General features: G+C 71.5%; 25 protein-coding genes, 1 tRNA gene and 1 pseudogene. 12 read left to right on the forward strand and 15 right to left on the reverse strand.

From position 1 onward, the window contains the following. The first annotated feature begins 125 nt into the window (after positions 1 to 125). A complete protein-coding gene (locus AB0D67_RS11940) occupies positions 126 to 1,925 on the forward strand; it encodes a glycoside hydrolase family 15 protein (protein WP_362932702.1) in 1,800 nt (599 codons plus the stop codon). 86 nt (positions 1,926 to 2,011) lie between these two features. Here AB0D67_RS11940 and AB0D67_RS11945 read toward each other — a convergent pair whose 3' ends face one another. Next, on the reverse strand, positions 2,012 to 2,872 hold the full coding sequence (locus tag AB0D67_RS11945; protein ID WP_362932704.1) for a 3-methyladenine DNA glycosylase: 861 nt from the start codon (positions 2,870 to 2,872) through the stop codon (positions 2,012 to 2,014). 198 nt (positions 2,873 to 3,070) lie between these two features. Here AB0D67_RS11945 and AB0D67_RS11950 point away from each other — a divergent pair, with 198 nt between their 5' ends. After that, positions 3,071 to 3,394, forward strand: a complete 324-nt coding sequence (locus AB0D67_RS11950; RefSeq protein ID WP_362932706.1) for a hypothetical protein — start codon at positions 3,071 to 3,073, stop codon at positions 3,392 to 3,394. Between the two features lie 255 nt (positions 3,395 to 3,649). Here the strand turns inward: AB0D67_RS11950 and AB0D67_RS11955 are convergent, their stop codons facing one another. Beyond that, positions 3,650 to 4,018: a hypothetical protein gene (locus AB0D67_RS11955; RefSeq protein ID WP_362932708.1), complete on the reverse strand. Its 369-nt coding sequence runs from the start codon at positions 4,016 to 4,018 to the stop codon at positions 3,650 to 3,652. A gap of 147 nt (positions 4,019 to 4,165) precedes the next feature. Further along, positions 4,166 to 4,588, reverse strand: a complete 423-nt coding sequence (locus tag AB0D67_RS11960) for a hypothetical protein (RefSeq protein WP_362932710.1) — start codon at positions 4,586 to 4,588, stop codon at positions 4,166 to 4,168. A 282-nt stretch (positions 4,589 to 4,870) separates the two neighbouring features. Here AB0D67_RS11960 and AB0D67_RS11965 point away from each other — a divergent pair, with 282 nt between their 5' ends. From AB0D67_RS11965 to AB0D67_RS11975, 3 genes are all read left to right on the forward strand, one after another. Then, on the forward strand, positions 4,871 to 5,107 hold the full coding sequence (locus AB0D67_RS11965) for a hypothetical protein (protein WP_362932712.1): 237 nt from the start codon (positions 4,871 to 4,873) through the stop codon (positions 5,105 to 5,107). 210 nt (positions 5,108 to 5,317) lie between these two features. Further along, positions 5,318 to 6,187 (forward strand): hypothetical protein, encoded by an 870-nt coding sequence (locus AB0D67_RS11970; protein WP_362932713.1) that lies wholly within the window; start codon positions 5,318 to 5,320, stop codon positions 6,185 to 6,187. A gap of 527 nt (positions 6,188 to 6,714) precedes the next feature. Continuing rightward, positions 6,715 to 7,029 (forward strand): hypothetical protein, encoded by a 315-nt coding sequence (locus AB0D67_RS11975; RefSeq protein WP_362932715.1) that lies wholly within the window; start codon positions 6,715 to 6,717, stop codon positions 7,027 to 7,029. Between the two features lie 9 nt (positions 7,030 to 7,038). Here AB0D67_RS11975 and AB0D67_RS11980 read toward each other — a convergent pair whose 3' ends face one another. Further along, on the reverse strand, positions 7,039 to 8,055 hold the full coding sequence (locus AB0D67_RS11980) for a putative sulfate exporter family transporter (RefSeq protein ID WP_362932717.1): 1,017 nt from the start codon (positions 8,053 to 8,055) through the stop codon (positions 7,039 to 7,041). 71 nt (positions 8,056 to 8,126) lie between these two features. Between AB0D67_RS11980 and AB0D67_RS11985 the strand changes: the two genes are divergently transcribed. From AB0D67_RS11985 to AB0D67_RS11995, 3 genes are all read left to right on the forward strand, one after another. After that, positions 8,127 to 9,050, forward strand: a complete 924-nt coding sequence (locus AB0D67_RS11985) for a LysR family transcriptional regulator (protein WP_362932719.1) — start codon at positions 8,127 to 8,129, stop codon at positions 9,048 to 9,050. A 190-nt stretch (positions 9,051 to 9,240) separates the two neighbouring features. After that, positions 9,241 to 10,455: an ammonium transporter gene (locus AB0D67_RS11990; RefSeq protein ID WP_362932721.1), complete on the forward strand. Its 1,215-nt coding sequence runs from the start codon at positions 9,241 to 9,243 to the stop codon at positions 10,453 to 10,455. Positions 10,456 to 10,474: 19 nt separating this feature from the next. After that, a complete protein-coding gene (locus AB0D67_RS11995) occupies positions 10,475 to 11,167 on the forward strand; it encodes a YoaK family protein (protein ID WP_362932722.1) in 693 nt (230 codons plus the stop codon). Between the two features lie 45 nt (positions 11,168 to 11,212). Here AB0D67_RS11995 and crcB read toward each other — a convergent pair whose 3' ends face one another. From crcB to AB0D67_RS12045, 10 genes and pseudogenes are all read right to left on the reverse strand, one after another. Further along, on the reverse strand, positions 11,213 to 11,569 hold the full coding sequence (gene crcB / locus AB0D67_RS12000; protein ID WP_362932724.1) for a fluoride efflux transporter CrcB: 357 nt from the start codon (positions 11,567 to 11,569) through the stop codon (positions 11,213 to 11,215). Continuing rightward, positions 11,566 to 12,081 carry a CrcB family protein gene (locus AB0D67_RS12005; protein ID WP_362932726.1) on the reverse strand — a complete coding sequence of 172 codons (516 nt, stop codon included), beginning with the start codon at positions 12,079 to 12,081 and terminating at the stop codon, positions 11,566 to 11,568. The genes crcB and AB0D67_RS12005 overlap by 4 nt, the downstream gene beginning before the upstream one ends. Before the next feature lie 69 nt (positions 12,082 to 12,150). Continuing rightward, entirely contained in the window at positions 12,151 to 13,092 is a 942-nt protein-coding gene (locus tag AB0D67_RS12010; protein WP_362932728.1) for an urease accessory protein UreD, read from the reverse strand. A 5-nt stretch (positions 13,093 to 13,097) separates the two neighbouring features. Continuing rightward, complete coding sequence (ureG, locus tag AB0D67_RS12015) at positions 13,098 to 13,733, reverse strand: urease accessory protein UreG (RefSeq protein WP_362932730.1); 636 nt, start codon at positions 13,731 to 13,733, stop codon at positions 13,098 to 13,100. A 25-nt stretch (positions 13,734 to 13,758) separates the two neighbouring features. Beyond that, entirely contained in the window at positions 13,759 to 14,469 is a 711-nt protein-coding gene (locus AB0D67_RS12020; protein WP_362932732.1) for an urease accessory UreF family protein, read from the reverse strand. After that, positions 14,466 to 16,187 carry an urease subunit alpha gene (gene ureC / locus AB0D67_RS12025; protein ID WP_362932734.1) on the reverse strand — a complete coding sequence of 574 codons (1,722 nt, stop codon included), beginning with the start codon at positions 16,185 to 16,187 and terminating at the stop codon, positions 14,466 to 14,468. Before ureC ends, AB0D67_RS12020 begins: the two co-directional genes overlap by 4 nt. A gap of 144 nt (positions 16,188 to 16,331) precedes the next feature. Beyond that, positions 16,332 to 16,634 (reverse strand): annotated as a pseudogene (gene ureB / locus AB0D67_RS12030) (urease subunit beta); the annotation flags it as partial. Beyond that, entirely contained in the window at positions 16,624 to 17,448 is an 825-nt protein-coding gene (locus tag AB0D67_RS12035) for a hypothetical protein (protein ID WP_362932736.1), read from the reverse strand. The pseudogene ureB and the gene AB0D67_RS12035, both read right to left, overlap by 11 nt. Beyond that, on the reverse strand, positions 17,445 to 17,753 hold the full coding sequence (locus AB0D67_RS12040; protein ID WP_362932738.1) for an urease subunit gamma: 309 nt from the start codon (positions 17,751 to 17,753) through the stop codon (positions 17,445 to 17,447). Before AB0D67_RS12040 ends, AB0D67_RS12035 begins: the two co-directional genes overlap by 4 nt. A gap of 34 nt (positions 17,754 to 17,787) precedes the next feature. Further along, positions 17,788 to 18,696, reverse strand: coding sequence for an urea transporter (locus AB0D67_RS12045; RefSeq protein WP_362932835.1), 909 nt, complete (start codon positions 18,694 to 18,696; stop codon positions 17,788 to 17,790). Positions 18,697 to 19,136: 440 nt separating this feature from the next. On the opposite strand from AB0D67_RS12045, the gene AB0D67_RS12050 reads away from it, so the two are divergent. After that, positions 19,137 to 20,990 (forward strand): APC family permease, encoded by a 1,854-nt coding sequence (locus AB0D67_RS12050; RefSeq protein WP_362932740.1) that lies wholly within the window; start codon positions 19,137 to 19,139, stop codon positions 20,988 to 20,990. A 208-nt stretch (positions 20,991 to 21,198) separates the two neighbouring features. Here the strand turns inward: AB0D67_RS12050 and AB0D67_RS12055 are convergent. Next, positions 21,199 to 21,284, reverse strand: a tRNA-Leu gene (locus tag AB0D67_RS12055). 164 nt (positions 21,285 to 21,448) lie between these two features. Here AB0D67_RS12055 and AB0D67_RS12060 point away from each other — a divergent pair. The 3 genes from AB0D67_RS12060 to AB0D67_RS12070 all read left to right on the forward strand — a co-directional run. After that, positions 21,449 to 22,756, forward strand: a complete 1,308-nt coding sequence (locus AB0D67_RS12060; protein WP_362932742.1) for a M20/M25/M40 family metallo-hydrolase — start codon at positions 21,449 to 21,451, stop codon at positions 22,754 to 22,756. Positions 22,757 to 22,867: 111 nt separating this feature from the next. Next, positions 22,868 to 23,488, forward strand: coding sequence for a hypothetical protein (locus AB0D67_RS12065; protein WP_362932744.1), 621 nt, complete (start codon positions 22,868 to 22,870; stop codon positions 23,486 to 23,488). 239 nt (positions 23,489 to 23,727) lie between these two features. Next, the coding region (locus AB0D67_RS12070) for a chaplin family protein (RefSeq protein WP_362932746.1) at positions 23,728 to 24,187 on the forward strand (460 nt) is incomplete at its 3' end.

The raw sequence follows: 24,187 nt of genomic DNA on the forward strand, positions 1-24,187 counted from the left end.
CCATCGGAGCCGTCGGAGACCGGCTGGAGGCACAGGACGGAGCCGCGGGAGGAACCGGACGAACCGGTAGGACGCACAGAACGGAGCCGCGGGAGGCAGAGAGACGGATCGGTAGGGAGCACGGGATGCGGATCGAGGACTACGCGCTGATCGGCGACATGCACACCGCCGCCCTGGTCGGGCGGGACGGCTCGGTGGACTGGCTGTGCCTGCCGCGGTTCGACTCCGGGGCCTGCTTCGCCGCGCTGCTGGACGGCCCGCGCGCCGGACGCTGGCTGCTGGCGCCGACCGGCCGGGAGACCTGCACCGGACGCCGCTACCGTGGCGACACCCTGGTGCTGGAGACGACATGGGACTCCCCGGACGGGTGCGTGCGCGTCGTGGACTTCATGCCGGCCCGCGGCCAGGCGCCCGACCTGGTGCGTATCGTCGAGGGCGTCCACGGCCGGGTCGAGATGCGCACCGAGCTGACGCTGCGCTTCGACTACGGCCACATCGTGCCCTGGCTCCGCCACGAGGGCGGCCGGCTCGCCGTCGTGGCGGGTCCGGACGCCGCCTGGCTCCAGTGTCCCGTCCCGCTGTGCCCCGACAAGGAGGCCCACCGCACCACCGCCGCCTTCACCGTCTCCGCCGGGGACCGGGTGCCGTTCGTGCTGACCTGGCGGGAGTCGTGGCTGCCCCGCCCCGAGCGGACCGACGCCGAGGAGTCCCTGACCGCCACCGAACGGATGTGGAACCGCTGGCTGACAGGCTGCCGCTACGACGGGGAGTACGGCGAGGCCGTCCGGCGCAGCCTCCTCACCCTCAAGGCGCTGACCTACGCCCCCACCGGGGGCCTGGTCGCCGCCCCCACCACCTCCCTGCCCGAACGGCCCGGTGGCACCCGCAACTGGGACTACCGCTACAGCTGGCTGCGGGACGCGACCTTCACCCTGCAGGCGCTGATGCGCGCCGGGTACGACGACGAGGCCACCGCCTGGCGCGACTGGCTGCTGCGGGCCGTCGCCGGAGAGCCCGCCGACCTCCAGACCATGTACACCCTCGACGGCGGCCGCCGGATCCCGGAGTGGAACCCCGACTGGCTCGCCGGCTACGAGGGGGCGCAGCCGGTGCGGATCGGCAACGCCGCCTCCGCCCAGTTCCAGCTCGACGTCTACGGCGAGATCATGGACTGCCTGGAGCTGGCCCGCGACGCCGGGCTCAGACCGGACGACGACGCGTGGGACCTCCAGCTCGTCCTCATGGACTACCTGGAGGGCGCCTGGCGCAAGCCCGACAACGGGCTGTGGGAGACGCGCGGCCCGCGCCGCGACTTCGTCCACTCCAAGATCCTCGCGTGGGTCGCGGCGGACCGCATGATCTCCGCCGTCGAGAACCATGGCCGCGACGGCCCCGCGGACCGCTGGCGGGCGCTGCGCGAGGAGATCCACCGGGACGTCTGCGAGCGCGGCTACGACCCCGGCCGCAACACCTTCACCCAGTACTACGGCTCGACGGGACTGGACGCCGCTCTCCTGCTCATTCCCAGACTCGGCTTCCTGTCGCCGGGCGACCCCCGCGTCGCCGGGACGGTGGACGCGGTACGGCGCGAGCTGTCCGAGGACGGCTTCGTCCAGCGCTACCGCTCCGACGAGGAAGCGGACGGCCTGCCCGGAGGAGAGGGAGCCTTCCTCGCCTGCTCCTTCTGGCTGGCCGACGCCCTGGCACTGATCGGCCGCCGGGAGGAGGCCCGGGAGCTGTTCGACCGGCTGCTCGCGGTCCGCAACGACGTCGGCCTCCTCGCCGAGGAGTACGACGCCGCCCGCCACCGCCAGCTCGGCAACTTCCCGCAGGCCTACAGCCACGTGTCGATCGTCAACACCGCGGCCGCGCTGGCCGGCGACAACCGCACCCGCCGCGCCCGCGGACACCCGGGCCGCTCCTGATCCCCCCGGACGGCCCGCTCCGACCGGCGGGCTCCCGCTTTCCGTACGGCCGGCGCCGGTCGTACGGGCACGCGGAGCCGGAGGAGTCAGGTACGGCCGGCGCCGGACAGCAGCCGCTCGCAGGCGTCCAGCAGCCGGCGGCGCAGCGGCCGGGCCCGCTCGGCGAACCCCCGCTGCTCGGCGGCGTACTCGGCCCGCCCCTCGGCCGTCTCGATCCGGATGGGCCGGTAGCCCAGCCGGCCCAGGTCGTACGGGCTGGCACGCATGTCCACGGCGCGCACGTCACGGGCCAGCTCGAAGCAGTCGGCGACCAGCTCCCCGCAGACCAGCGGCGACAGCTTGTAGGACCACTTGTACAGGTCCATGTTGGCGTGCAGGCAGCCCGGCTGCTCCAGCTCCGGCTGCCGCTCCCGCGTCGGCTGCAACGCGTTCAGCGGACGGGCCTCGGGGGTGAAGAAGCGGAACGCGTCGTAGTGACTGCACCGCACCCCGCGCTGCTCCACGATCCGCGCGATCTCCTCCCCGGGCAGCCGCAGCGGCCAGGCGCCGTGCCGTACCTCCTCCGCCCGGTAGACCATCGCCCACTCGTGCAGGCCGAAGCAGCCGAGGAACGCCGGCCGCGACGCGGTGGCGGACAGCAGCTGCGCGGTCCACTCGACGGAGGAGCCGCGCCGGCCCATCAGCGCCGCCACGTCGAGCGTCGCCCCCTCGGGGGTGTCGACGTAGTCGGGGCCGAGGTCGCGCGCGCCCCTGAGCAGGACGTCCGCGCCCGGGTGCCAGCGGCGCAGCCGTCCGGGCCGGTGCCCGTAGTAGGTGAACAGGAAGTCCTCGACCGGGTGCGCCTCGCCCCGCGACCTGCGCGCCAGGTGCGGCGCCACCCATGCCTCGACGCGCCGCTCGTAGGCCGCCGCCCGCGCCCGCCACTCCTCCGGCTCCAGAACCTCCACCGCTGCATGGTATGCGCGCCCGGACGGCGCCCGCCGCACGGCCCCGGGCCCCCCGCCACGGGCGGGGGCCCCTGGCGCCTCCCCGTGCCGCCGTCATTGATTGCCGTCCGTTGACCGGCTCCCGTCCAGCTCCATGATCAGTGATTCGGTAACCTGGCGCTGGTCACAGAGCGTGATCGTGAATGGACAGGAGGTCATATGACTGTGATCCGCCGGCTCCTTCTGGCCGGTTCCGTCTGTGCCGCGCTCGCCGTCGCGGCGCCGGTCGCCGCTTCGGCGTCCGTCGCCGTCCCGGCCCGTCCGGCCGTTCTCGCCCAGGCGGGCTTCACGGCCGGCGGCCCCGGGTGGGGCGGTCCCGGGGGTGGCTTCATCCACCCCGGTGGCGGTTTCATCCGCCCGTGGGGTGGATTCGTCCGCCCGTGGGGCGGTTACTGGGGCGCGCCGATCGGCGGTTACTGGGGCAGCACGGTCGTCGTCGGGGGTGGCTGCACTCTCCCGTACTACACCGGTCTGTGCTGCTGATCGGGGATTCGCCCGCGGGTGACCGGATCTGAGGGCCCGCGCCTTTTCAACCCCCTGCTTGTCAGCAGCTTTTGTTGACAAGCAGGGGCCCGCCCGGTGCGTTCGGCCGGAGGGGTGCGGGCCCCTGTCGCCGGGGATCCCGAACCGCGCCTCTCCGGTGGGCCGGCCGGACGATCCGGCGTCACGAGGCCGATGGTCCCGCGGCGCGGGGCGAGCGGGTCGATCACGTCACCCGGCGCGGGGCGAGCGGGGCGATCACGTCACCCGGCGGACGAAGCCGCGGGAGATCCGGGTGCCCGCCTCGCTCAGGAAGGCGGCCAGATCCTCCGACATGAGGGACTTCTCAACCCCTACGGTGACGGCGTCCGGCATGATCTCGGCCACCACGAGCTCGCCCGCGAGGTCCCCGCTCCGCCGGACGCGGACGCGGACCGCCGGTGTGGGGCGGGTCCCCTCCACCGGTTCGAGCAGGTTCAGCACCATCGTGCTGACCTCGTTCATGGGGACCGCTAACTCGGGGTCGAACCGGCCCTCGTCGACGTAGGCGACGATCCGGTGTCTCAGGGGCGTGTGGACGATGACTCCGGGGGAGCCGTCCGGCAGGGGGGCGCGGCGGTACTCCACCGATGGTGATGACGGCCGGGACGGAAGAGACATCCACCGTAGCCTTTCTGTCGGACTGTTTCCTGAGCACCTGTTCGGCTTTTGGACCGGTCCAGTCGCAGAAAGTTTGGCCTATCCGACCGTAGTGACGGTGGTGTATTGGGAAAGCTATGTTTCCTCCTGGTTGGCGTCCGCGGAGGAGATCGCTCTGGCGAGGCTCTCGGCGAGGCGGGCGCACTGCTCCGGGGTGTAGTCGCTGGGCACGCGGAAGATGAGGCGTTCTCCCGCTCCGGCCGGTATGTCGGCGATCTCCCAGCCGATCCACTGGGTGATCGCCATCCCCTTCACGCTGTCCGCGTCGAGGCCGAGGCCCGTCGCCAGGGCGTTCAGCCGCCACAGGTCGGGCATTCGGGGCACTCGGCCGCTGAGCACGTCGGTTATCCACTGCGCGGTGAGGTGCTGTCCGGTTCCCGGATCCACCGACCGTAAGGCGAGCGCGCGGATGCTGAGGTCCTTGTCCTTGACGTGATCGCGGATGCGGTCGCTCAGCGGAGTGGGGGACGGATCTCCTGTCACGCGCCATGACGGCATTTGGTTGTCAGCTCCTCGGCTCTCTTCACAGTGATCGCCCTCATGATGCCCGCTGGATCCTGACGACAGGTAGCGAACTTTTGCAAACCTCGGGAGTGGCGCCCGTCAACGAGATGGGCGGGTGGTGTGCGCGTGGGGCCGAGGTGTCCGGAGTGAAATTTTTCAGTTCCCCTGCGCCCCTCTCGTCACCCGGATTACAGTGCGACGCACAGACGAGTTGTCAGCAAAATCTGATGACGCAACGATCCGTCGGAGAGGTTGGCGATGGCGGGTAAGCCGCAGATGCGCTTGCGGAGCGCGACGCTCCTGCGCGCCCTGATGTGCGGAGAGCGGGCCGGCAGCGTGACCGAGTTCGCCCACCGCGCGGCTCTCAGCAGGCAGTGCATCGACGGCCTGCTCAGGCGGGGCACGTGCCGCCGTGCCACGGCGGAAGCGGTCGCGTCAGCAGCGGGGGTGCGGACTCTCGATCTGTTCGACACCCGAGTGTCAGCAAAATCTGCTGACAAGGAGGGGTCGTGACCTTCGTCCCGGACGTGTCCGACCGAACGGGTTCACATCCCGGGTCTCCCGAGCGGTCATCACCGCGGGAGCGCGGGTCGCACACCGTCTCGACGGGGGGACGCCTCCCGGCTCGCCGGCACCGCCCGGCTCCGGAGAGACGTGTTCGGCATCACGTCGGTCCAGGCGGAGCCCGAGGGCTTCCGCCGAACTCACGAAAGGAATCGTCCCTTGACGATGAAGAGAAAGCTCATCACCGGTCTCCTCGCCGCGTCCGCGATCGCGACGGTCGCCCCGGCGGCGCTGGCCGTCCTGCCGGCCGACGCGGCGGTCACGGCCGCCCGCACGACCAGCAGCCCCTCCCCGGGGGGCTCGTGGAACTGGGGCGGGTTCAGAGGCGGCGGCTTCACCGGGAACTGGCACGGCCGGGGCGCCCACGAGTACATCCTCAACGGCCGCTCCTACACGCTGCCGAGCTGCCAGTACGTCGTCAACGGCGGGGTCTACGTCAGCCCGAGCTGCGGATCGGCGCAGAGCCAGCCGGTCTACATCGTGGCGGGCCGCCAGTACGCCCTGCCCGGCGACTGGTGCGATCAGCCCGTCGGCCTGCCCGGCCAGTGGTACGGCCCGCGCGGTTACCAGTACACCGAGAACGTCCACCAGTACGTCGTGGCCGGCCGCTCCTACACGCTGCCGAGCTGCCAGTACGTGCTCAACGGCGGGGTCTACGTCAGCCCGAGCTGCGGATCGGGCCTGAACCGGCCGGTCTACATCGTGGCGGGCCGCCAGTACCCGCTGCCCGGCTCCTGGTGCGACCAGCCCGTCGGCATGCCCGGCCGCTGGTACGGCCTGCCCGGTCACCGCTACAACCCCAGCTGGGGTCACGGCAACTGGGGCGGCGGCAACTGGGGCGGCGGCGGAGGCCAGCACGGCGGTGGTGGCCTGCCTGGCGGTGGCCAGCCTGGCGGCGGCACGCCCGGCGGGGGCGGTGGACAGCCGGGTGGTGGCATGCCCGGTGGCGGCACGCCCGGCGGGGGCGGCGGCCAGCCCGGTGGTGGCATGCCCGGCGGCTGGCACGGCGGTGGTGGCGGCCGGCGCTGACACCTCCCGATGACGTCGCCGCCCGCCCTCCGGTGCTCGCGAACCTCGGCGCGTGAGCGCCGGGCGGCGCCGGATCACCCCCGGAACGGCACGGCCTGCGGAGCAGGCGGGATCCGCCCGGAGACGCCGGGTTCACTCACCCCGGCGGCGTCCCGGCGCGGCCCTTCCGCGCCACCGGGGCGTTGATCCGGGCGTGCCCGTATCCCACCGCCGGGCGCGAGCGGTGAGATACGGGCACCCGCGGTGACCAGAGCGGCTGCGACGAGGGGCCGCAGCCGCTCACCCGGCCCCGCCCCGCGCTCCCCGAGCCGTGGAAACGGCGAGCGCGGGGCGGGGCGACCCGGCCCTGACCCGGGACGACGACGCCGGCCGGGGAACTCCCGAGGGAGATCCCTCCGGCGTCCGAGGTCTGGGCCGTCGTCAATCCCCCGGCCTCGGCGTTCCCCGGAACGCCCGAGGCGACCGACGGCAAGAGCCTCATCCGCCGGCGACCGGATCCGGGACGGCCGGCGACGAAGGGAGTCGCTGTGAACGCGCACTGGTGGATCACAGGAACATCGCTGCTGACCCTGCTCGCGGCATCGGCCCGGCCTCGATGGCGGGTGTTCCTGACCAGGCCCGAGCACCGCCTGTCCGGCGGCCTCACCGAGGTCGCGCCCGACGACACCGAACCGTCCGCAGTCCGCCGCGTCAACACCGGATGGCGGACCACGACACCCATCATGGCCATCTGGGACCAGACGCCCGGCGCACCGTCGAGAGGAGCCCCGGCGAAGCCGCCGCCATCCGTACCCGCGCGTCACAGAGCCGCCGGGAACGGCGCCGGCGGCGCGGCCGCGTGACCGGGCCGGTCATCCCCCGGGCGTGAGGACCAGCACGCCGCCCAGCGCCACCAGCGAGACGAGGGCCGTCGACAGCGCGCCGAGCACGACGGCCCGGCGGCCGGTGCGCGTCAGCGCCCGCAGGTCGACCGCGGCTCCCATGGCGAACAACGCGGCGGTGAATAACAGGGTCTCGGCCGTCCTGAGCGGCTCCAGCCAGGCGGCCGGCAGGGCGCCGAGGCTGCGCAGCGCGACCATCCCGAGGAAACCCGCCACGAAGAGGGGAACGACGGGCGGCTTCCCGCCGGCCTGGGGCCCGGCCGTACGGCGGCGCAGGACGCCGACGCCGGCGATCAGCGGGGCCAGCAGCACGACCCGGGTGAGCTTGACGACCACGGCCGTCGCGAGCGCCGCCGTACCGGCCGTCTGCGCCGTGGCGACCACCTGAGCCACCTCGTGCACGCTCGCCCCGCTCCAGACGCCGAAGCCCTCCGCGGGAAGGCGGAGGAACCCCTGGGCCAGCGGGAGGGCGACGATGCAGAGGGAGCCGAACAGGGTGACCAGGGCGACCGCGGTCACGACGTCCTCCTCGTCGCCGTCGGTCACCCCGTTCATCGCGGCGACCGCGGCCGCGCCGCAGATGGAGAAGCCGGTGGCCGTCAGCAGCGAGAGGTCGCGGCCCAGCCCGAGCCGGCGTCCGAGCCACCAGGTGCCGGAGAAGGTGACGGCCACCGTCGCCACCACCAGCAGCACCACCGGCAGCCCGAGGGCGAGGACGTCCCGTACGGCGAGCTGCGCGCCGAGGAGCACGACGCCGAGCCGGAGCAACCGCCTGGAGGCGAACGAGAGACCGGGCCGCAGGGCCGCCGGGCGCGCTCCGAGGTTCGCCATGAGGGCGCCGAGCACGACCGCCGCCATCAGCGGGCTCACGGCGGGCAGGAGGGCGTTGACCCCGGTGGCCGCCGCGACACCGGCGGCCGACACGACGAGCCCTGGCAGGAGGGAGCGGACGCCGGTGGCCGGCGCCGGCACGGTGGACGGGGTCATGCCAGCATTTCTGCCAGGTGCACGATCGGCCCGGTAGCCACCGATTTCGTAGTAGGTCATACGGTGACCGCATGAGCAACACGCGCTGGCCCGACCTGGCGAGCCTCGAACTCCTGCTCCTCGTCGCCGAGCAGGGCAGCCTCGGCAAGGCGGCCAGGCTGCACGGCATCACCCAGGCGTCCGCCAGTCGCCGGCTCGACACCCTGGAGCGGGAACTGGGCCTGCCCCTGCTGCGCCGCTCGACCACCGGCTCCCGCCTCACCCCGCAGGGCCGGATCGTCGCCGACCAGGCCCGGACGGCACTGGCCGCGGCGGACGGCCTGCTGGCGAGCGTGCGGACCCTGCGCCGGGAACGCGACGCGCTCGTGCGGGTGGCGGCGAGCATGACGATCGCCGAATACCTCATGCCGGGCTGGCTGGCCGCGCTCCGCCGTACCCTTCCCGGCGTCGAGGTGAGGCCGCGCGTGGTCAACTCGGACATGGTCTGCGGACTGGCGCGGGACGGTGAGATCGACGTGGGCTTCATCGAGTCGCCGTTCCTGCCGCAGGGGTTGAGCACCCGGTACGTCGCCTACGACCGCCTCATCGTGGTCGTGGGACCCCGCCATCCGTGGGCGCGCCACCCGGTCCGCCTGCGTTTCGCCGACCTGGCCGCCACCCCGCTGGTGGTGCGCGAGCCGGGCTCGGGCACCCGCTCCGCCCTCGACCGCGTCATGGCCGGACGGGTCACCGTTCCGCCCGCCCTGGAGCTGTCGTCCAACGCCGCGGTGAAGGTGGCGGTGGAGGCCGGGGCCGCCCCGGCCGTGCTCAGCGCGCTCGCCGTCGCGGCCGAACTCCGCGAGGGACGGCTGGTCGAGGTCCCCGTCGAGGGCTTCGACCTGCGGCGGCCGCTGCTGGCGGTCTGGCGCAGGCGGACGCGCCTCTCCGGCGCCGCCGCCGAACTCGTCCGCCTCGCCGCGGCCTCCGCCTCCGCCCGGCCCGCACCGCCCTCCTGACGGTGGAACCACGGGCCCCCCGGGGTGAAAACCCCTTTTTTCTGGAGAAAGCGGGATAAAGCATTCGGGAATATCGGGAAGGGTAAAGCCCCGATGGATGAAGCTTTGTTTGCGGTGCTTCAGGAAAATGTTTCACGTGTTCATTGAATGACCATGTCTAATGGTGTTGACGGAAACCAGGAGCTTGGGCATGAAATATGGGCTGAATACCGGTGATTCCGCATGGGTGCTCGTCAGCTTCGCCATGGTGCTGCTCATGACCCCCGGACTCGCCCTCTTCTACGGCGGGATGACGCGGGCGAAGAATCTCGTCAGCGTCCTGTACATGAGCTTCGTCTCGATCGCAGTGGTGACCGTCATCTGGTTCGTCTACGGGTTCGGCCTGGCGTTCGGTGACGACGTGGGAGGACTCGGCCTGATCGGCTGGGGCGAGTGGGAGTTCTTCAAGACGACTCCGTCGGTCCTGCGGGGCGTCATCCCGATGTACGTCTTCTCGCTCTTCCAGCTCGTCTTCGCCATCATCACGCTCGCGCTGGTCAGCGGTTCGGTCGCCAACCGCGTCAGGCTCGGGCCCTGGATGGTCTTCGGCGCGGTCTGGGTGACCCTGGTCTACCTGCCGGTCGCCCACTGGGTGTTCTCCAAGGACGGCTGGCTCAACAGGTGGGGGGTGCTGGACTTCGCCGGCGGCCTGGTCGTCGAGCTCAACTCCGGGATCGCGGGCCTGGCGCTGGCGCTGGTGCTCGGGCCGAGCCTGTCCTTCCGCAGGGAGGGGCCCCCGGAACCGAAGAACATCCCGCTGGTCATGGCGGGCATGGGGCTGCTGTGGTTCGGCTGGTTCGGGTTCAACGGCGGATCGGCCCTGACGGACGGCGCCCTGGCGGCGAACGCGGTGGTCAACACCATGATGTGCGGCTGCGTCGCGATGCTGGTCTGGATGCTGTTCGAACGGGTCCGGTTCGGGCGGTTCTCCAGGCTGGGCGGCACGACCGGCGCGCTCGCCGGCCTGGTGGCCATCACCCCGGCCTGCGGGTACGTCAACCTCTTCGGCGCGACGATCATCGGCATCGTCGTCGCCGTCGTCTGCACCTACGCCGTGGAGGTCAAGACGACCGTCGGATACGACGACACCCTGGACGTCGTCGGCATCCACGGGGCCGGCGGCATCGTCGGCGTGGTGCTCCTCGGGCTCTTCGCCACCGGCAAGTACGCCAAGCCCATCGCCGGTCTCTTCTACGGCGGCTCGGTCTCCCTGCTGGGCAAGCAGATCGTCGCCGTCCTCGCCGTCGCCTGCTACACCTTCGTGCTCACCTACCTCATCGGCAAGGTCGTGGAGGTCCTGTTCACCTTCCGTCCGAGCCCTCACGAGGAGGCCGCGGGCCTCGACACCGAGCTGCGGATCGGATGAGACCCGCCGGCGCGAGGTCGTGACCGGTGGCACGCGGAGCGGTGGCCGGCCCGACGGGCCCCTGCCGTACGTGCTCGTCGCGCTCGCCTTCACCACCGGGATGATCGACGCGTCGAGTTTCCTGGACCTCGGCCAGATCTTCGTCGCGGCCATGACGGGGAACGTCATCATCCTCGGCCTCGGCCTGGCCGGTCACGGCACGCCGCTGCCCTCCGCGCTGTCGCTCATGTCCTTCGCGGCGGGAGCGGCCGGCGGCGGCAGCGCCGTCCTGTCGTGGTCCGGGCGCCGGCACCGCGGCCTGCTGCTGGCCGCGGGCACCGCGGTCCAGACGGTGCTGGTCTGCGGCGCCTCGGTCCTGGCCTCCCGGTACGGGTTCGCCGATCCCCGGGCGCGATGGCCGGTCATCATGACGCTCGCCTTCTCCCTGGGCTGGGAGTACGCGATCGTACGCGGGATCAGGGTGCCCGACCTGAACACCACGGTCGTCACGACCACACTCACCTCACTGTTCGCCGAGTCCGTCGTGCCCGCCAGGCAGGGCCGGAGACTCGTCTCGATCTGCGCGCTGCTGACCGGCGCCCTGGTTTCGGGCACGCTGCGGCGGGTGCTCTTCCCGGCGGCCCCGCTGTGGACGGCCGTTCTCGTCCTCACCGGATGCACCGTGGTCGTGTACGTCGCCGCCAGGCGTCCCGGCGCGGAGCGCTGGCGCTGAGAACGCCTTCCGCGGATCGGCGCGGGCCCCCCTCTCCGGCGGCCGTCACACCGCCCGGAACACGGTGAACAGGAGCGCGAGGACGGCGAAGCCGAGCACCAGGGAGACGAGCACGTTCGCCGTCGCTCTGGCGTACTTCCCGTCCTGGAGGAGGTGGACGGTCTCCAGCTCGAAGGTGCTGAACGTCGTCAGCGCGCCGCAGAAGCCCGTGCCGGCCAGGGCCTCCGCCCCGATCCCCACGCCCGCTCCGTGCAGCGCCCCCAGAATCCCCGCGCCCAGGAGGTTGACCGTCAGGGTCCCCCACGGGAACGCCTTGCCGAACCGCGCCTTGACCGCCCTGTCGAGGATGTAGCGCAGCACGGCGCCGAACGCCCCTCCGATGAGCACCAGCAGGAGGATCATGACGGCGCACCGCCCTCGGACCCGCCCGCGCGGTGCGGCACCAGCTCCCCGAGCCGGAGCCCCGCCACGATCGCGATCCAGCCGCCCACCACGCTGACCACCGCGTAGACGACGCTCAGGTCCCAGCTCCCGGCGCGGCCGAGGGCGTGTACCCCGTCGATGAGATGGGAGAACGTGGTGAAACCGCCCAGGTAGCCGGTCACCAGCAGCGGACGGGCGAAAGCATGCGGCCGGCCCTTGAGCAGGTACGTCGTCAGCACCCCCATGAACAGGCAGCCGAGGACGTTCACCAGGAGGGTCCCCCAGGGGAAGCCTCCCTCCGCCCCGGGCATCGCCTCGGTGATCAGATAACGCAGCAGGGCCCCGACCGCTCCTCCGACGGCGATGTCGAGGAGCGCGCCGGGCCGGACCCCCGGATGGCGGGGCGACCCCTCCCCGCGCCGGTCCAGGACGGACGCCTCGGCTCTTTCACGATGGAGCAGATGCCCCTCTGCCCTTCCCGGGGACTCCATGGCCTCCTCCTCCAGGTCTTCTCACCGTCTCCTCCAGGCCTTCTCGCCGTCGAGAGCGCCGGACCGGTGTCAGCGTCCGCGCGGGGCGGACGCTCCCGGCAGCAGCCCGCGGACGGTGTCCAGGGCCTGCCCGAAGGCGCCCTCGACCTCGGGCGACCGCTCACCGAGGACACGCGCCCAGGCGCCCCGCTCGCCCGGCAGGACGCCGGCCCCGGCCCGCGATCCGGTGCGGGTGAGCACCTCGTGCATCGCGTCGGCCAGGATCCGCGCGGGTCGCGCCCCGGTGACGACGTACAGGGACGCCAGGACCCCGTACCGGTCCATCACCGCCGGTCCCGTCACCGCCCGTTCCTCCGGCACCAGGCGGAGCGGGTCGGCGAACAGCAGCCGACCCGCGGTGTCGTGTACCTCGACGTCGCCGCAGTACGCCGTGTACGCGTGCCGTTCTCCCCGGGCGAGCCGGCCGGCCAGCAACGTCTCGCCCAGCACGACGGTGGAGTCGGGGTGGGCGGTGACGTCGATCCGCTGGTAGTACCGCGTGCCGCCGAACGGGATCGTCTTGTCCGGCAGGTACTCCAGGTGACCGCCGGGCCCCACGGTGAGGCGGACGAGCTGCGTGGCGTAGTCCTGCTCCATCCGGTAGAGCCGGGTGGCGCCCTGGGTGGTCAGGTGCACGGCCGCTCCCGGCCCGCAGGAGACGTCGACGCGGTAGCGGTCCCCCTGGAGGACCCCGCCTCCGGACGACATGATCATGACGTACGGCAGGCCCGGATTCTCGGGGTCGCGGTAGAGCGGCCGGGTGATGTGCAGCGGCGCCTTCTGGTAGTGGCCGGTCAGCTCCGTCCGGTCACCGATCCGCTCGAACTCGAGGTCGAGGATCCCGACCTTGCCGGGGCTGCCGACCGGCAGCATGTCCGGGACGCCGGCGTGCCGCCGCACCGGTTCGGGCACCCAGCCGGGGAGGTACCACTCCGGGGAGAGGCGGTCGCCGGTTCTTCGCGAGCCGTCCACCGTCCCTACGCCGGCGAGGTGCACGCCGCTCCCGCCCGTGCCTCGATGAAGTCGACGACCTGGGGGACCCCGGTGCCGGTGAGGCAGTCGGTCAGCGCGACCGGACCGGCGCCGCGCACCGCCCGCGCGTCCCGTTCCATGACCCTCAGGTCGGTGCGGACGTACTGGGCGATGTCGATCTTGTTGATGATCAGCAGGTCGGAGTCCGTGGTGCCCGGGCCGCGCTTGCGCGGCATCTTCTCGCCCTCGGCCGTGTCCAGGACGAAGATGTACACGTCGGCCAGCACCGGGCTGAAGGTGAGCGTCAGGTTGTCTCCGCCGCTCTCGAACAGCAGCATGTCGAGATCGGGGAAGCGGTCGAGCATCTCGGCCGCCGCCGCCAGGTTCATGGTCGGGTCGTCCCGGACCGCGGTGTGCGGGCAGGCCCCCGTCTCGACACCCACGATCCGCTCGGGATCGAGCGTCCCGGCCAGCGTACGGCGGACGTGCTCGGCGTCCTCCTGGGTGTAGATGTCATTGGTGATCACACCGATGCGGTGCCCCCGGGCCTGCAGGTGGGGGACCAGCGCCTCGATCAGCGCCGTCTTGCCGGATCCGACGGGGCCGCCGATCCCTACCTTGAAGACCTTCTCCAGCTCCATCTCGTTCCTCTCACGTACGAACGGATCAGGTGGCGAACAGGCGGGCCTCCGCCCGCTCGTGCGCGGCTGAGACGATGTCGGCGAGGGGCGCCGCGCCGTGCAGGTCCCGCGGATCCCCGGCGGTGAGCGCCGTCCGCGCGACCCGCGCGAGATCCGGGCGGATCTCGCGCAGCAGCCCCTGCGCGCGGCGGAAGTCGGTACGGCCCAGCCGAACCGCCGCCGCCGTCCAGCTCGCGGCGAAGGCGTACAGGTCGGCGCCGACCGCGTGTGCCACCGGCACTCCGAGCCCCGCGTAGAGCGCGCCGACCACGACCGCGTGATTGCCCGGTGTGGTCTTCTCCGCCACCAGCTCCGCCAGCCGGGCGGCCTCCGGCACCGGGAAGGCGAAGGCCGCCGTGTCGAGGACCTGCCGGCCGGTCCGCACCGAGGCGGCCCGCTGCTCGCGGTTGAGCTTGATCGCGTGCAGCCGCCGGTCGACCTGGACCAGCCGCTCCCAGTCCTCCTCGCCGGCGGCGCGGTGCGCCAGCACCAGGGCCGCCGCGTCCGCCGGGCCCACGGCGTTGTACAGCAGGTCGGTCAGCAGTTCACGCAGGTTCTCCGGACCGGTGATCCGGAGCTGGACGTACCCCTCCAGCCCGTGCGACAACGTGTACATCCCGCTGGGGAAACCGGAGTCGGTGAGCTGGAACTGGGCCAGCAGCGGGTCCAGGTCGCCGGTGCCGGAGGTCGCGCTCATGCCAGGAAGTACAGCCGGTTCAGCGGCAGCTTCTTGGCCGGTTCGATGTGCGCGGGCTCCCCGTCGACGGTCACCCGGTAGGTCTCGGGGTCGACCTCGATCCGGGCGAGCGTCGTGTTGCGGATCATGTGGCGCTTGTCGACGGTCCTGCACTGCCGTACGGGTCGGATCAGCCGCTGCAGCCCGAGTCTCTCCGGCACACCCGCCTCGATCCCGGCGGCGGACATGAAGGTGACGCAGGTGCTCGACAGCGCCCTGCCGAAGGCCCCGTACGTGGGGCGGTAGTAGACCGGCTGCGGTGTCGGCAGGGACGCGTTCGGGTCGCCCATCTGGGCCCAGCTGATCAGGCCGCCCTTGACGACCATGGCGGGCTTGGCCCCGAAGGAGTGGATCGGCCACAGCACGATGTCGGCGAGCTTCCCGTCCTCCAGAGAGCCGATCGTGTCCGCCATCCCGGAGGCACGGGCCGGGTTGATGGTCACCTTGGCCAGGTAGCGCAGCACCCGGAAGTTGTCGTTGCGGGCGGAGTCCTCCGGCAGCGTCCCCCGCTTGTCCTTGTTGTGGTGGGCCACCTGGAAGGCCCGGGTGAACGTCTCGCCCACCCGGCCCATCGCCTGCGAGTCCGACCCGATGATGCTGATGATGCCCAGGTCGTGCAGCACGGTCTCGGCCGAGATGGTCTCGGCGCGCACCCGGCTCTCGGCGAACGCCACGTCCTCGGGCACGTCGTAGCTGAGGTGGTGGCAGACCATCGTCATGTCCAGCAGTTCGTCCACCGAGTCAACGGTGTACGGCAGCGTCGGGTTGGTGGAGGCCGGGAGCACGTTGGGCTCGCCGGTGACCCGCAGGATGTCGGGGGCGTGCCCGCCGCCGGCGCCCTCGGAGTGGTAGGTGTGGATCGTGCGGCCGTTGATCGCGTTGATGGTGTCCTCGACGTAGCCCGCCTCGTTCAGCGTGTCGGTGTGGATGTTGATCTGGATGTCGAGCTCGTCGGCGACCGACAGCGCGCAGTCGATGACGGCGGGGGTGGTGCCCCAGTCCTCGTGCACCTTCAGGCCGGCCGCCCCGGCCCGGATCTGCTCCTCCAGCGGGGCCGGCAGGCTGCTGTTCCCCTTGCCGTACACCGCGATGTTGATCGGGATGGCCTCGTAGGCCTGGAGGATGCGGGAGATGTTCCACGGGCCGGGCGTGGTGGTGCAGCCGCGGGAGCCGTCCGCCGGGCCGGTGCCGCCGCCGACCAGCGTGGTGATCCCGTTGCTCAGCGCGTGCTGGGCCTGCTGGGGGGTGAGGAAGTGGACGTGCGTGTCGATCCCTCCGGGCGTGGCGATGAGGTTCTCGCCGGAGAGCACCTCGGTGCTGGCGCTGACGATCAGGCGCCGGTCGACCCCGTTCTGAGTGTGCGGGTTGCCGGACTTGCCGATCCCGGCGATCTTCCCGTCCTTGACGCCGATGTCGCCCTTGACGATGCCCAGCACCGGGTCGATGATCACCGCGTTGGTGATCACCAGGTCCAGGGCGACCGCGCTGTCCGAGGCCGGATCGGCCGACATCCCGTCCCGGGCGGTCTTGCCGCCGCCGTACTGGGTCTCGTCCCCGTAATGCCCCTCGGTGTAGTCCTTCTCCACCTCGGCGATGAGGTTGGTGTCCCCGAGATGGAGCCTGTCGCCCACCGTCGGCCCGTACATCGTCGCGTACTGTTTGCGGCTCATCGTGGCCATGGCGGTTCAGCCCTTCTTCCCGGAGCTCTGGGACTTCGACTTCCTGGCCGGCTTCTCCTCGGACGTGCCGGACGTGCCGGGCTCGTCGTGGTAGCCGCGTTCGCGCATCCTCTTCAGCGCCTTGCGGTGCGCCTCGCCGGAGCGGACGCTGCCGTTGAGGAGACCGCCGAAGCCCACCAGCCGCTGACCGCCGCCGTACTCGACCAGGGTCACCTGCTTGGTGTCCCCGGGTTCGAACCGGACCGCGGTCCCGGCGGGGATGTCCAGGCGTTTGCCGAACGCCTGGTCGCGGTCGAAGCTCAGCGCCCGGTTGACCTCGAAGAAGTGGAAGTGGGAACCGACTTGAACGGCGCGGTCGCCGGTGTTGTGGACCGTGATGGTCACCCTGGGCTGGCCGGCGTTCAGCTCGATCTGCCCTTCGCCGTACATGTAAACGTCATCCGACATGGGACGCCGCCTCCTTCAGGTTCGCCGTCACCGGCACGGACGGGTTCCGGTGACGATCTGTGTGGTCGTGCTCGTCGCGATGGCCGTGTTCACGGCCGTGTTCGTGTTCGTGGCCGTGGCCGTGGCCGTGGTGGACGGTCGCCAGCCCGTCGTCGCCGTACCGGTCCCACCGGTGTTCCGCCTCGGCCACCCGCTCGCGGACCAGCGTGGCGAGCGAGGCGGGCCCCAGGAGCGGCCCCGCGGTCCGGACGCCGGGCCGCGGGGCCACCGGGACGAACGAGGCGGGCACCAGCACGACGCCGTCGGCCCCCAGCCGCAGGCAACGTTCCACGCCCTCGTCCACGTCCGGGTCACCGCCGATCAGCGCGACCTCCACCCAGCGCACGGAGGTGTACTGCCGCACCAGCCGCGCCACCCTGAACAGTTCCGCGTCAGGCTCGGGCCCGGCCGCCGGCGCCACCAGCAGCACCGCCTGCCGCGGCGGCCCGTCGCGCAGCGCCCGGGTCACCGCACCCCTGATCCAGCCGACCAGATGCCCGGTCGTGCCCAGCGGCCCGGCCAGCAGCAGGTCCCCCGGCGCACGCTCACGAGCCACCCACCTCAGGGTCTGCGCGGCGACGGCCGTCAGTTCCGGATCCCGTCCGAGCGTCATCGGCACCGCCACGATCCGGTCGCGGCCGACGAGCGCGGCGTGCAGGTCGCGGCCCACGGCGCGGACCTCGGGACCGTCCGGCCCCACCAGGCCGGGCAGGCACCGGCCGTCCCGGCTCTCGTGCCCGCCGACCAGCAGGACCCTGCGACGGTCCGGCCTCACTTCCCGCCCACCGGGTCGTGGCAGGAGACCAGCTTGGTGCCGTCGTCGAAGACCGCCTCCACCTGGATCAGCTTCATCATGCCGCGCACACCGGGTAGGACGTCGTCGGGTCCGACGATCTGCTTGCCCAGCTCCATGCACTCCGCGACGGACTTGCCGTCCCGGGCCGCCTCCACGATCGCCGAGCTGATCAGCGCCACCGCCTCGGCGTAGTTGAGCTTCAGGCCCCGATCCCGGCGCTGCTGCGCCATCTGCGCGACGGTGAAGATGACCAGCTTGTCCATCTCTCGCGGTGTGAGGTTCATTGACGGTCCTTTCCGCGCCCGCGGCCATCGACGGTCACCCGGCGCGCTTGATCTTGTTGAGCATCGGGACGGCGGCGAGGAACACCCAGCTCACGAGTACGAACGGCCAGGTGAGAGTGTGGCCTCCGACCACCTGGAACAGATTGCCGACACCGGCCGTCAGCCCCGCCGCCGACACCGCGCCGATCACGGCGTAGGCGGCGCTCGCCGGGGCGACCGCGACGAAGGTGCCGAACAGCGCGAGCCCGGTCAGCACGGAGTTGTAGCCGTACAGTCCCGCCCCCAGGTCCGCGGCCTGCGCGCCCAGCGCCCAGCCGGTGAGCAGACCGATCAGGCTGGACACGAACGCCACCAGTCCGGTCATCCATCCGCTGACGAACAGCCCGACCAGGAAGATCACGCCGACGTACCACTTGTTCTGGAAGAACACCTGGCCGACGCCGTTGAACGTGCCCTGCCAGAAGTGGTTCCAGGTCATCGCGATGCCGGGAGCGGTGGCGGACGGCGGGGCCGCGCCCGCGTGGCCCGCCCAGATCCGGTGGAAGGACGGCCCTCCGACCACCATCACGGAGGTGATCACGCAGAAGGGCGCGGTGAGGGTCGGCAGGCGGTACGGCGCGAGGAGCACGCTCAGCGCCGAGGTGAGCACGCTTCCGGCGATCGCGCCGACGACGACGAGCACGACCGTCATCCACCGGACGTCCAGATAGAGCACCAGGCTGACACCGATCAGCGTGCCGCAGAAGCCCTCCAGGCCCGGCGAGACCCGGTCCGGCCAGGAGACGCCGAACAGGTAGGCGGTGAGCGTGGCGACCACCGTCCCCAGCAGCCCGAAGACACCGAACTGCCAGCCCCCCACGAACAACGCCACAAGGAACACCAGGCCGGTCCAGAGACTCGACTGGAAATCGACCTGTGCGACCCCCTTCGGAACGGTGCGCAGGAGGTCGAGGCCTCGCGGCCTGTCCGAGTGGGTCGTCTGCTCCGCCGGATCCGGTGGTGCGGGTGCCGAGGACAAAGACGCCAACCCCTTGGACTCCGACGGTGTGACAGGACGCGGGGACCCTACGCGCTGCGGCGATGATTCCCGCACCCTCGGATCAACAAAAACCATAAAAGGTCATGCTCTGGTCAATGATTTTATTCGTGGCATTGACCGGATATGCGGGCATTAACCACTACTGAGGCCACCGAAGAATTCAAATAATCCGGGCGGACGTCGAAACGTAAGTGGGAAGATGTCAACCAGCGAAAAGCCAGGAACGCCCGTGCCGACGGGAAACGGATGCTCTTCCCGGGCCCCCTCCTCTGCCGCCGGTCCCACGATCAGGAGAACGGCCGGCCGGAGGACGGGCTCCGGGGCGTGCATGAAGGCCGCGTGACATGCCCTCACTGCCGCGGTGGAAACACCAGGACTCCGGGACCCCGGCCGCCCACCGCAGGCTCCAACTGCGCCACGGCGAAGGGGACAGGCGGCATCTGACCAGCCTGGAGGGACTGGCCGCGCTGTCGCTGGACGCGCTCAGCTCGGTCGCCTACGGACCCGAGGAGATCGCACTCGTCCTGGCGGGCGCCGGCGCGCTCGCGGTGGGCGGCACACTGCCGATCACTCTGGTCATCGTGGGACTGCTCATGGTGCTCGTACTCTCCTACCGCCAGGTGATCGCCGCGCATCCCCAGGGCGGCGGCTCCTACGGGGTGGCCAAGGAGAACCTGGGCGAACGGATGAGCATGCTGGCCGCCGCGGCGCTCATCGTCGACTATGTGCTCACCGTGGCGGTCAGCCTCGCGGCCGGGGCCGCCAGCCTGGCCTCGGCCTTCCCCGTTCTGGCCCCGTACCTCACGGAGACCTGCCTGGCGGGGCTGGTGCTGCTGACGGTCGTCAACCTGTACGGGATCTCCGACAGCGCGCGGGTGCTGATGGCGCCGACCATCCTGTTCGTGGTGTGCATCGTCGGCGTCGTGATATTCGGACTGATCCGCTCCAGTCCGGCGGCGGTGGTGGGAGCGCCCATGACCGTTCCCGTGACCGAGACGCTGGGGGTGCTGCTGATCCTGAAGGCGTTCTCCTCCGGCTGCTCCTCGCTGACCGGCGTCGAGGCCATCGCCAACGGCGTCCCCATGTTCCGCGAGCCCAGGACCGTGCGGGCACGGCGGGCCGAGCTGATCCTCGGACTGCTGCTCGGCTCGATGCTGCTCGGACTGGCGCTGCTCATCCACCGGGACCACGTGCTGCCCCGGGAGGGGGTCACCATCCTCTCCCAGCTCGTGGCCGGCTCCTACGGGACCGGCTGGGCGTACTACGTGACCAATATCGTGGTCACACTCGGCCTCGCCCTGGCCGCGAACACCAGCTTCGGCGGCCTGCCGGTCCTGCTGAGCCTGCTGGCCCGTGACGACCGCCTGCCGCATCTGTTCGCACTGCGGACCGAACGCCCCGTCTACCGTTACGGCGTCGCGGTCGTGGGGGTCCTGGCCGCCGTGCTGCTGATCGCGGTGGGCGGACTGACCCACAAACTCATCCCGATGTTCGCCATCGGGGTGTTCATCGGCTTCACCATCAGCCAGGTCGGCATGGTCGAGCGCTGGTGGCGCCTGCGTCCGCCCCGCTGGCTCGGCAACGCGGTGCTCAACGGCATCGGCGCCCTGCTCACCTGCGTCGCCGCCCTGGTGCTGCTCGTCTCCAAGTTCCGGGAGGGCGCCTGGGTCGTCGTCATCGTCGTCCCCCTGCTCATGCTGCTGTTCACCCGGATTCAGCGCTACTACACCGAGGTCGGCGCCGAACTGGGGACACGCCGGACACCGGCCAAACCCTCCGGACCCGCCGGGACGGCCGGCCCTGAGAAGCTGGTCATCATCCCGGTCGCCGCCGTCACCGCCATGACGGAGCGGGCCCTGAGCGCGGGCCTGGCGTTCGGCGGAGAGGTCGTCGCCGTCACGGTGTGCTTCGACTCCGCGGGCGCGGACCGCATGCGCGAACAGTGGGCGAGGTGGGATCCGGGCGTCCGGCTCGAGACCATCGTGAACCCCCACCGCACGGTGGTGCATCCCGTTCTGGAGTACGTCCGCGCGGCGGACGCCACGGGCAGGCGGGTGATCGTCCTCATCCCTCTCATCGAGCCGAGGCATTTCCGCTACCGGATACTGCACAACCAGCGCGGCCTCTTCATGGCCCTCGTGCTGCGGGAGCACCTCGACGTGGTCGTCGCCCTGCTGCCCTTCCGGCTCAGGATGTGACCGGACGGAGAGCCGGCGGCTTCCCGCCATGAGCCGCCCCTCCCGGTGCGCCCGCCCCGCCGGACGCCGCCGGAAACGCTCCGGGCGGCGGGCCCCGTCGGAAAGACCGTGACCCACGGCATCCCGGGTCCTCGACCGGTTCACGACCCGGGAAAACACGAAACCCTGGTCGCTCTTCCAGCGACCAGGGCTCCTGAGCCATCGAATGTGTCCGAGGGGGGACTTGAACCCCCATGCCCCGCAAAGGGCACTAGCACCTCAAGCTAGCGCGTCTGCCTATTCCGCCACCCGGACGTGGTGCCTGCACGAGAGACCGTCATCGCTCGTCGGCGGACTTAGGTTAGCAAACTCTTGGGCGTGCGTCATATCGGTTGTCCGGCGGCCCTCCCGGTGGTGCCCCGGCGTCCCGGCGGCGGCAGGATGGGGAGGGCAAGCCGTACCAAGCGTAAGGAGCCGACATGACCGTGCTCAATGGTGAGGACGAGGTCGCCGGGCTGTGTCGTGACCTGATCCGGATCGACTCGACCAACACCGGGGACAACACCGGCCCCGGGGAGCGGGCCGCCGCCGAGTACGTCGCCGGGAAGCTGGCCGAGGTGGGGCTGGAGCCCCGGATCCTGGAGTCGGACGACCGGCGGGCGAGCGTGATCGCCCGCATCGAGGGGGAGGACCCCTCCCGCGGCGCGCTCCTCCTGCACGGACACCTCGACGTCGTCCCCTTCCACGCCGAAGACTGGACCCACCACCCGCTCAGCGGGGAGATCGCCGACGGCTGCGTCTGGGGACGCGGCGCGGTCGACATGAAGAACATGGACGCGATGATCCTCGCGGTCGTCCGGCAGCGGCTCAGCGAGGGCCGCCGCCCGCCGCGGGACGTGGTGCTGGCGTTCACCGCCGACGAGGAGGCCGGCGGCGCGTACGGCGCGCAGTGGCTGTCCGACGAGCACCCCGAGCTGTTCGAGGGCTGCACCGAGGCGATCGGCGAGGTCGGCGGGTTCAGCGTCTCCATCGACGGCGACCGCAGGCTCTACCTCATCGAGGCGGCGGAGAAGGGCATCGCCTGGATGCGGCTGACCGCCCGCGGCCGGGCCGGTCACGGCTCCATGCTCAGCGCCGAGAACGCGATCACCGAGCTGGCCGAGGCCGTCGGCCGGATCGGCCGCTACGAGTGGCCGGTACGGCTCACGCCCACGGTCGAGACCTTCCTCACCGAGACCTCCCGGGTGCTGGGGGTGGAACTCGACCTCGACGACGCCGAGGCGACCGTGGCCAAGTTCGGACCGCTGGCCCGGATGATCGGCGCGGTGCTGCGCAACACCGCCAACCCGACCATGCTGCAGGGCGGCTACAAGGCCAACGTCATCCCGCAGACCGCGACCGCGCACGTGGACGGGCGCTTCCTGCCCGGCTACGAGGACGAGTTCTTCAAGACGATCGACGAGCTGCTCGGCCCCAACGTGACCAGGGAGTTCGTCTACCACGACATCGCCCTGGAGACCGGGTTCGACGGGCCGCTGGTGCGCGCGATGGCCGACGCGCTGGCCGCGGAGGACCCGGGGGCGCTGGCGGTGCCGTACACGCTGTCGGGCGGCACGGACCTGAAGGCGTTCAGCAGGCTGGGCATGCGGGGGTTCGGCTTCGCGCCGCTGAAGCTCCCGGCGGACCTGGACTTCTCCGGGATGTTCCACGGAGTGGACGAGCGGGTGCCGGTCGACTCCCTGCGGTTCGGGGTGCGGGTCCTTGACCGTTTCCTGGACGCCTGCTGATCCGATCCTTGGAAAAGCATTGCGATGACACTGCGTAGTGCTAACGTAGCTTTCCGTTGATGGGGGCGGGCCATGCGGAAAGCAGGCCCACCAGGGCTTCGAGGAGGCTGCGTGGCACGCGTGCCGTATGGGCGGTGGGGGGCGTTCTCGCCCGCCGCCCGGCGCGTGCCCGCGGCCGTCTCCGCCGACGGCGCGGTCTTCGCGCGGGATGACCGGATGGCGCGGTTCGCGGCCGGCTCCCGGCTGATCGTCAGACGAGCGCTCTCCATCGGCGGCCTGCTGGCCGCCGGATGGCTGCTCGCGGTCGTCTTCGGACTTCTCGGCGCCGCTCCGGCCGCCGCGGACACCACCGCGGTGGCCGGAGCGGACGGTTCCCCTGCCCCCGTCCCCGCCGCTTCCGGACCGGCCGTCAGGGCCGGTGTCTTCCCCGCGGAGAGCGGCGTGCCTTCGGCGTCGGGTGACGCCGAAGCGATGGCCGGGCGAGGCGTGGACGGGCTCACCAGCCAGTCCGGGCCGGTGTCCCCGGCTCCCGCCGTCGTTGACCACGGCTCAGGTGCCGACGGGTTCCTGCCCCAGGGCAACGGTGGCTCCGGCCCCTCCGGGCCGGGCATGGGGGATGTCGCGAGGTTCGTCTACGACCCGCGGCCGATGGCGCGGCGCGCCCCACTGGCGTGCGTGCTTCCCCCTGTCGTCCGCACAGCGGCGGACGACCCCTCCTTCTCTCCTGACTGACGCCGTGTCCCGCGTGCCCGGGTTTCCCCACCGGACACGCTCATCGGTCGCGGAGCGCGTCATGGCCTCCCCCCGGTGGGGAGTCGCTCCGCACGCCGGATGACCGGCGATCTCCAGTTCCTCGTGACGGCCGTCGGGGCTTTCCGCTGCACGCGTTCCCGTCAGGTTCTCGCGCGGCCTCGCATGTCCGCCACGAGACGTCAGGTATTCCCCCCGAACAACCGCAAGGAGCATCAAACATGCGTACGTGGGTTAAGGGCTCGACCCCCGCGGCACTGCTCGCGCTGGGTGTCATGACACTCGGCAGCGGTACGGCCTTCGCGGACACCTCCGGCGACCACTCGATCGGCGGCGGCAACCAGGTCAACCTCCCGATCACCCTGCCGATCGACATCAGCGGCAACGCTGCCGCGGTCGCCGGGAAGTCCCGGGCGGGCTCCATGGGCGGCGCCTCCGCCGGCACCGCGGGCACCCCGGGTTCCGGTTCCGGCGGCGTCCCCGGCGAGACGTCCGGCAGGGGCAGCGTCCTGGGCGGCAACCAGGTCAACGCCCCGATCACCGCTCCGGTCGACGCCTGCGGCAACGCGCTCTCCCTGTTCGGCCGCTCCGAGGCCGGCTGCCGGGGCGGCGCGTCGGTCTCGCACGGTGGTGGCGGTGGTGCGGGTGGCAACCGTACGAATGGTGACCACAGTGTGGCAG

The sequence above is a fragment of the Streptosporangium sp. NPDC048047 genome (genome assembly GCF_040653115.1).
Taxonomy (GTDB): Bacteria; Actinomycetota; Actinomycetes; order Streptosporangiales; family Streptosporangiaceae; genus Streptosporangium.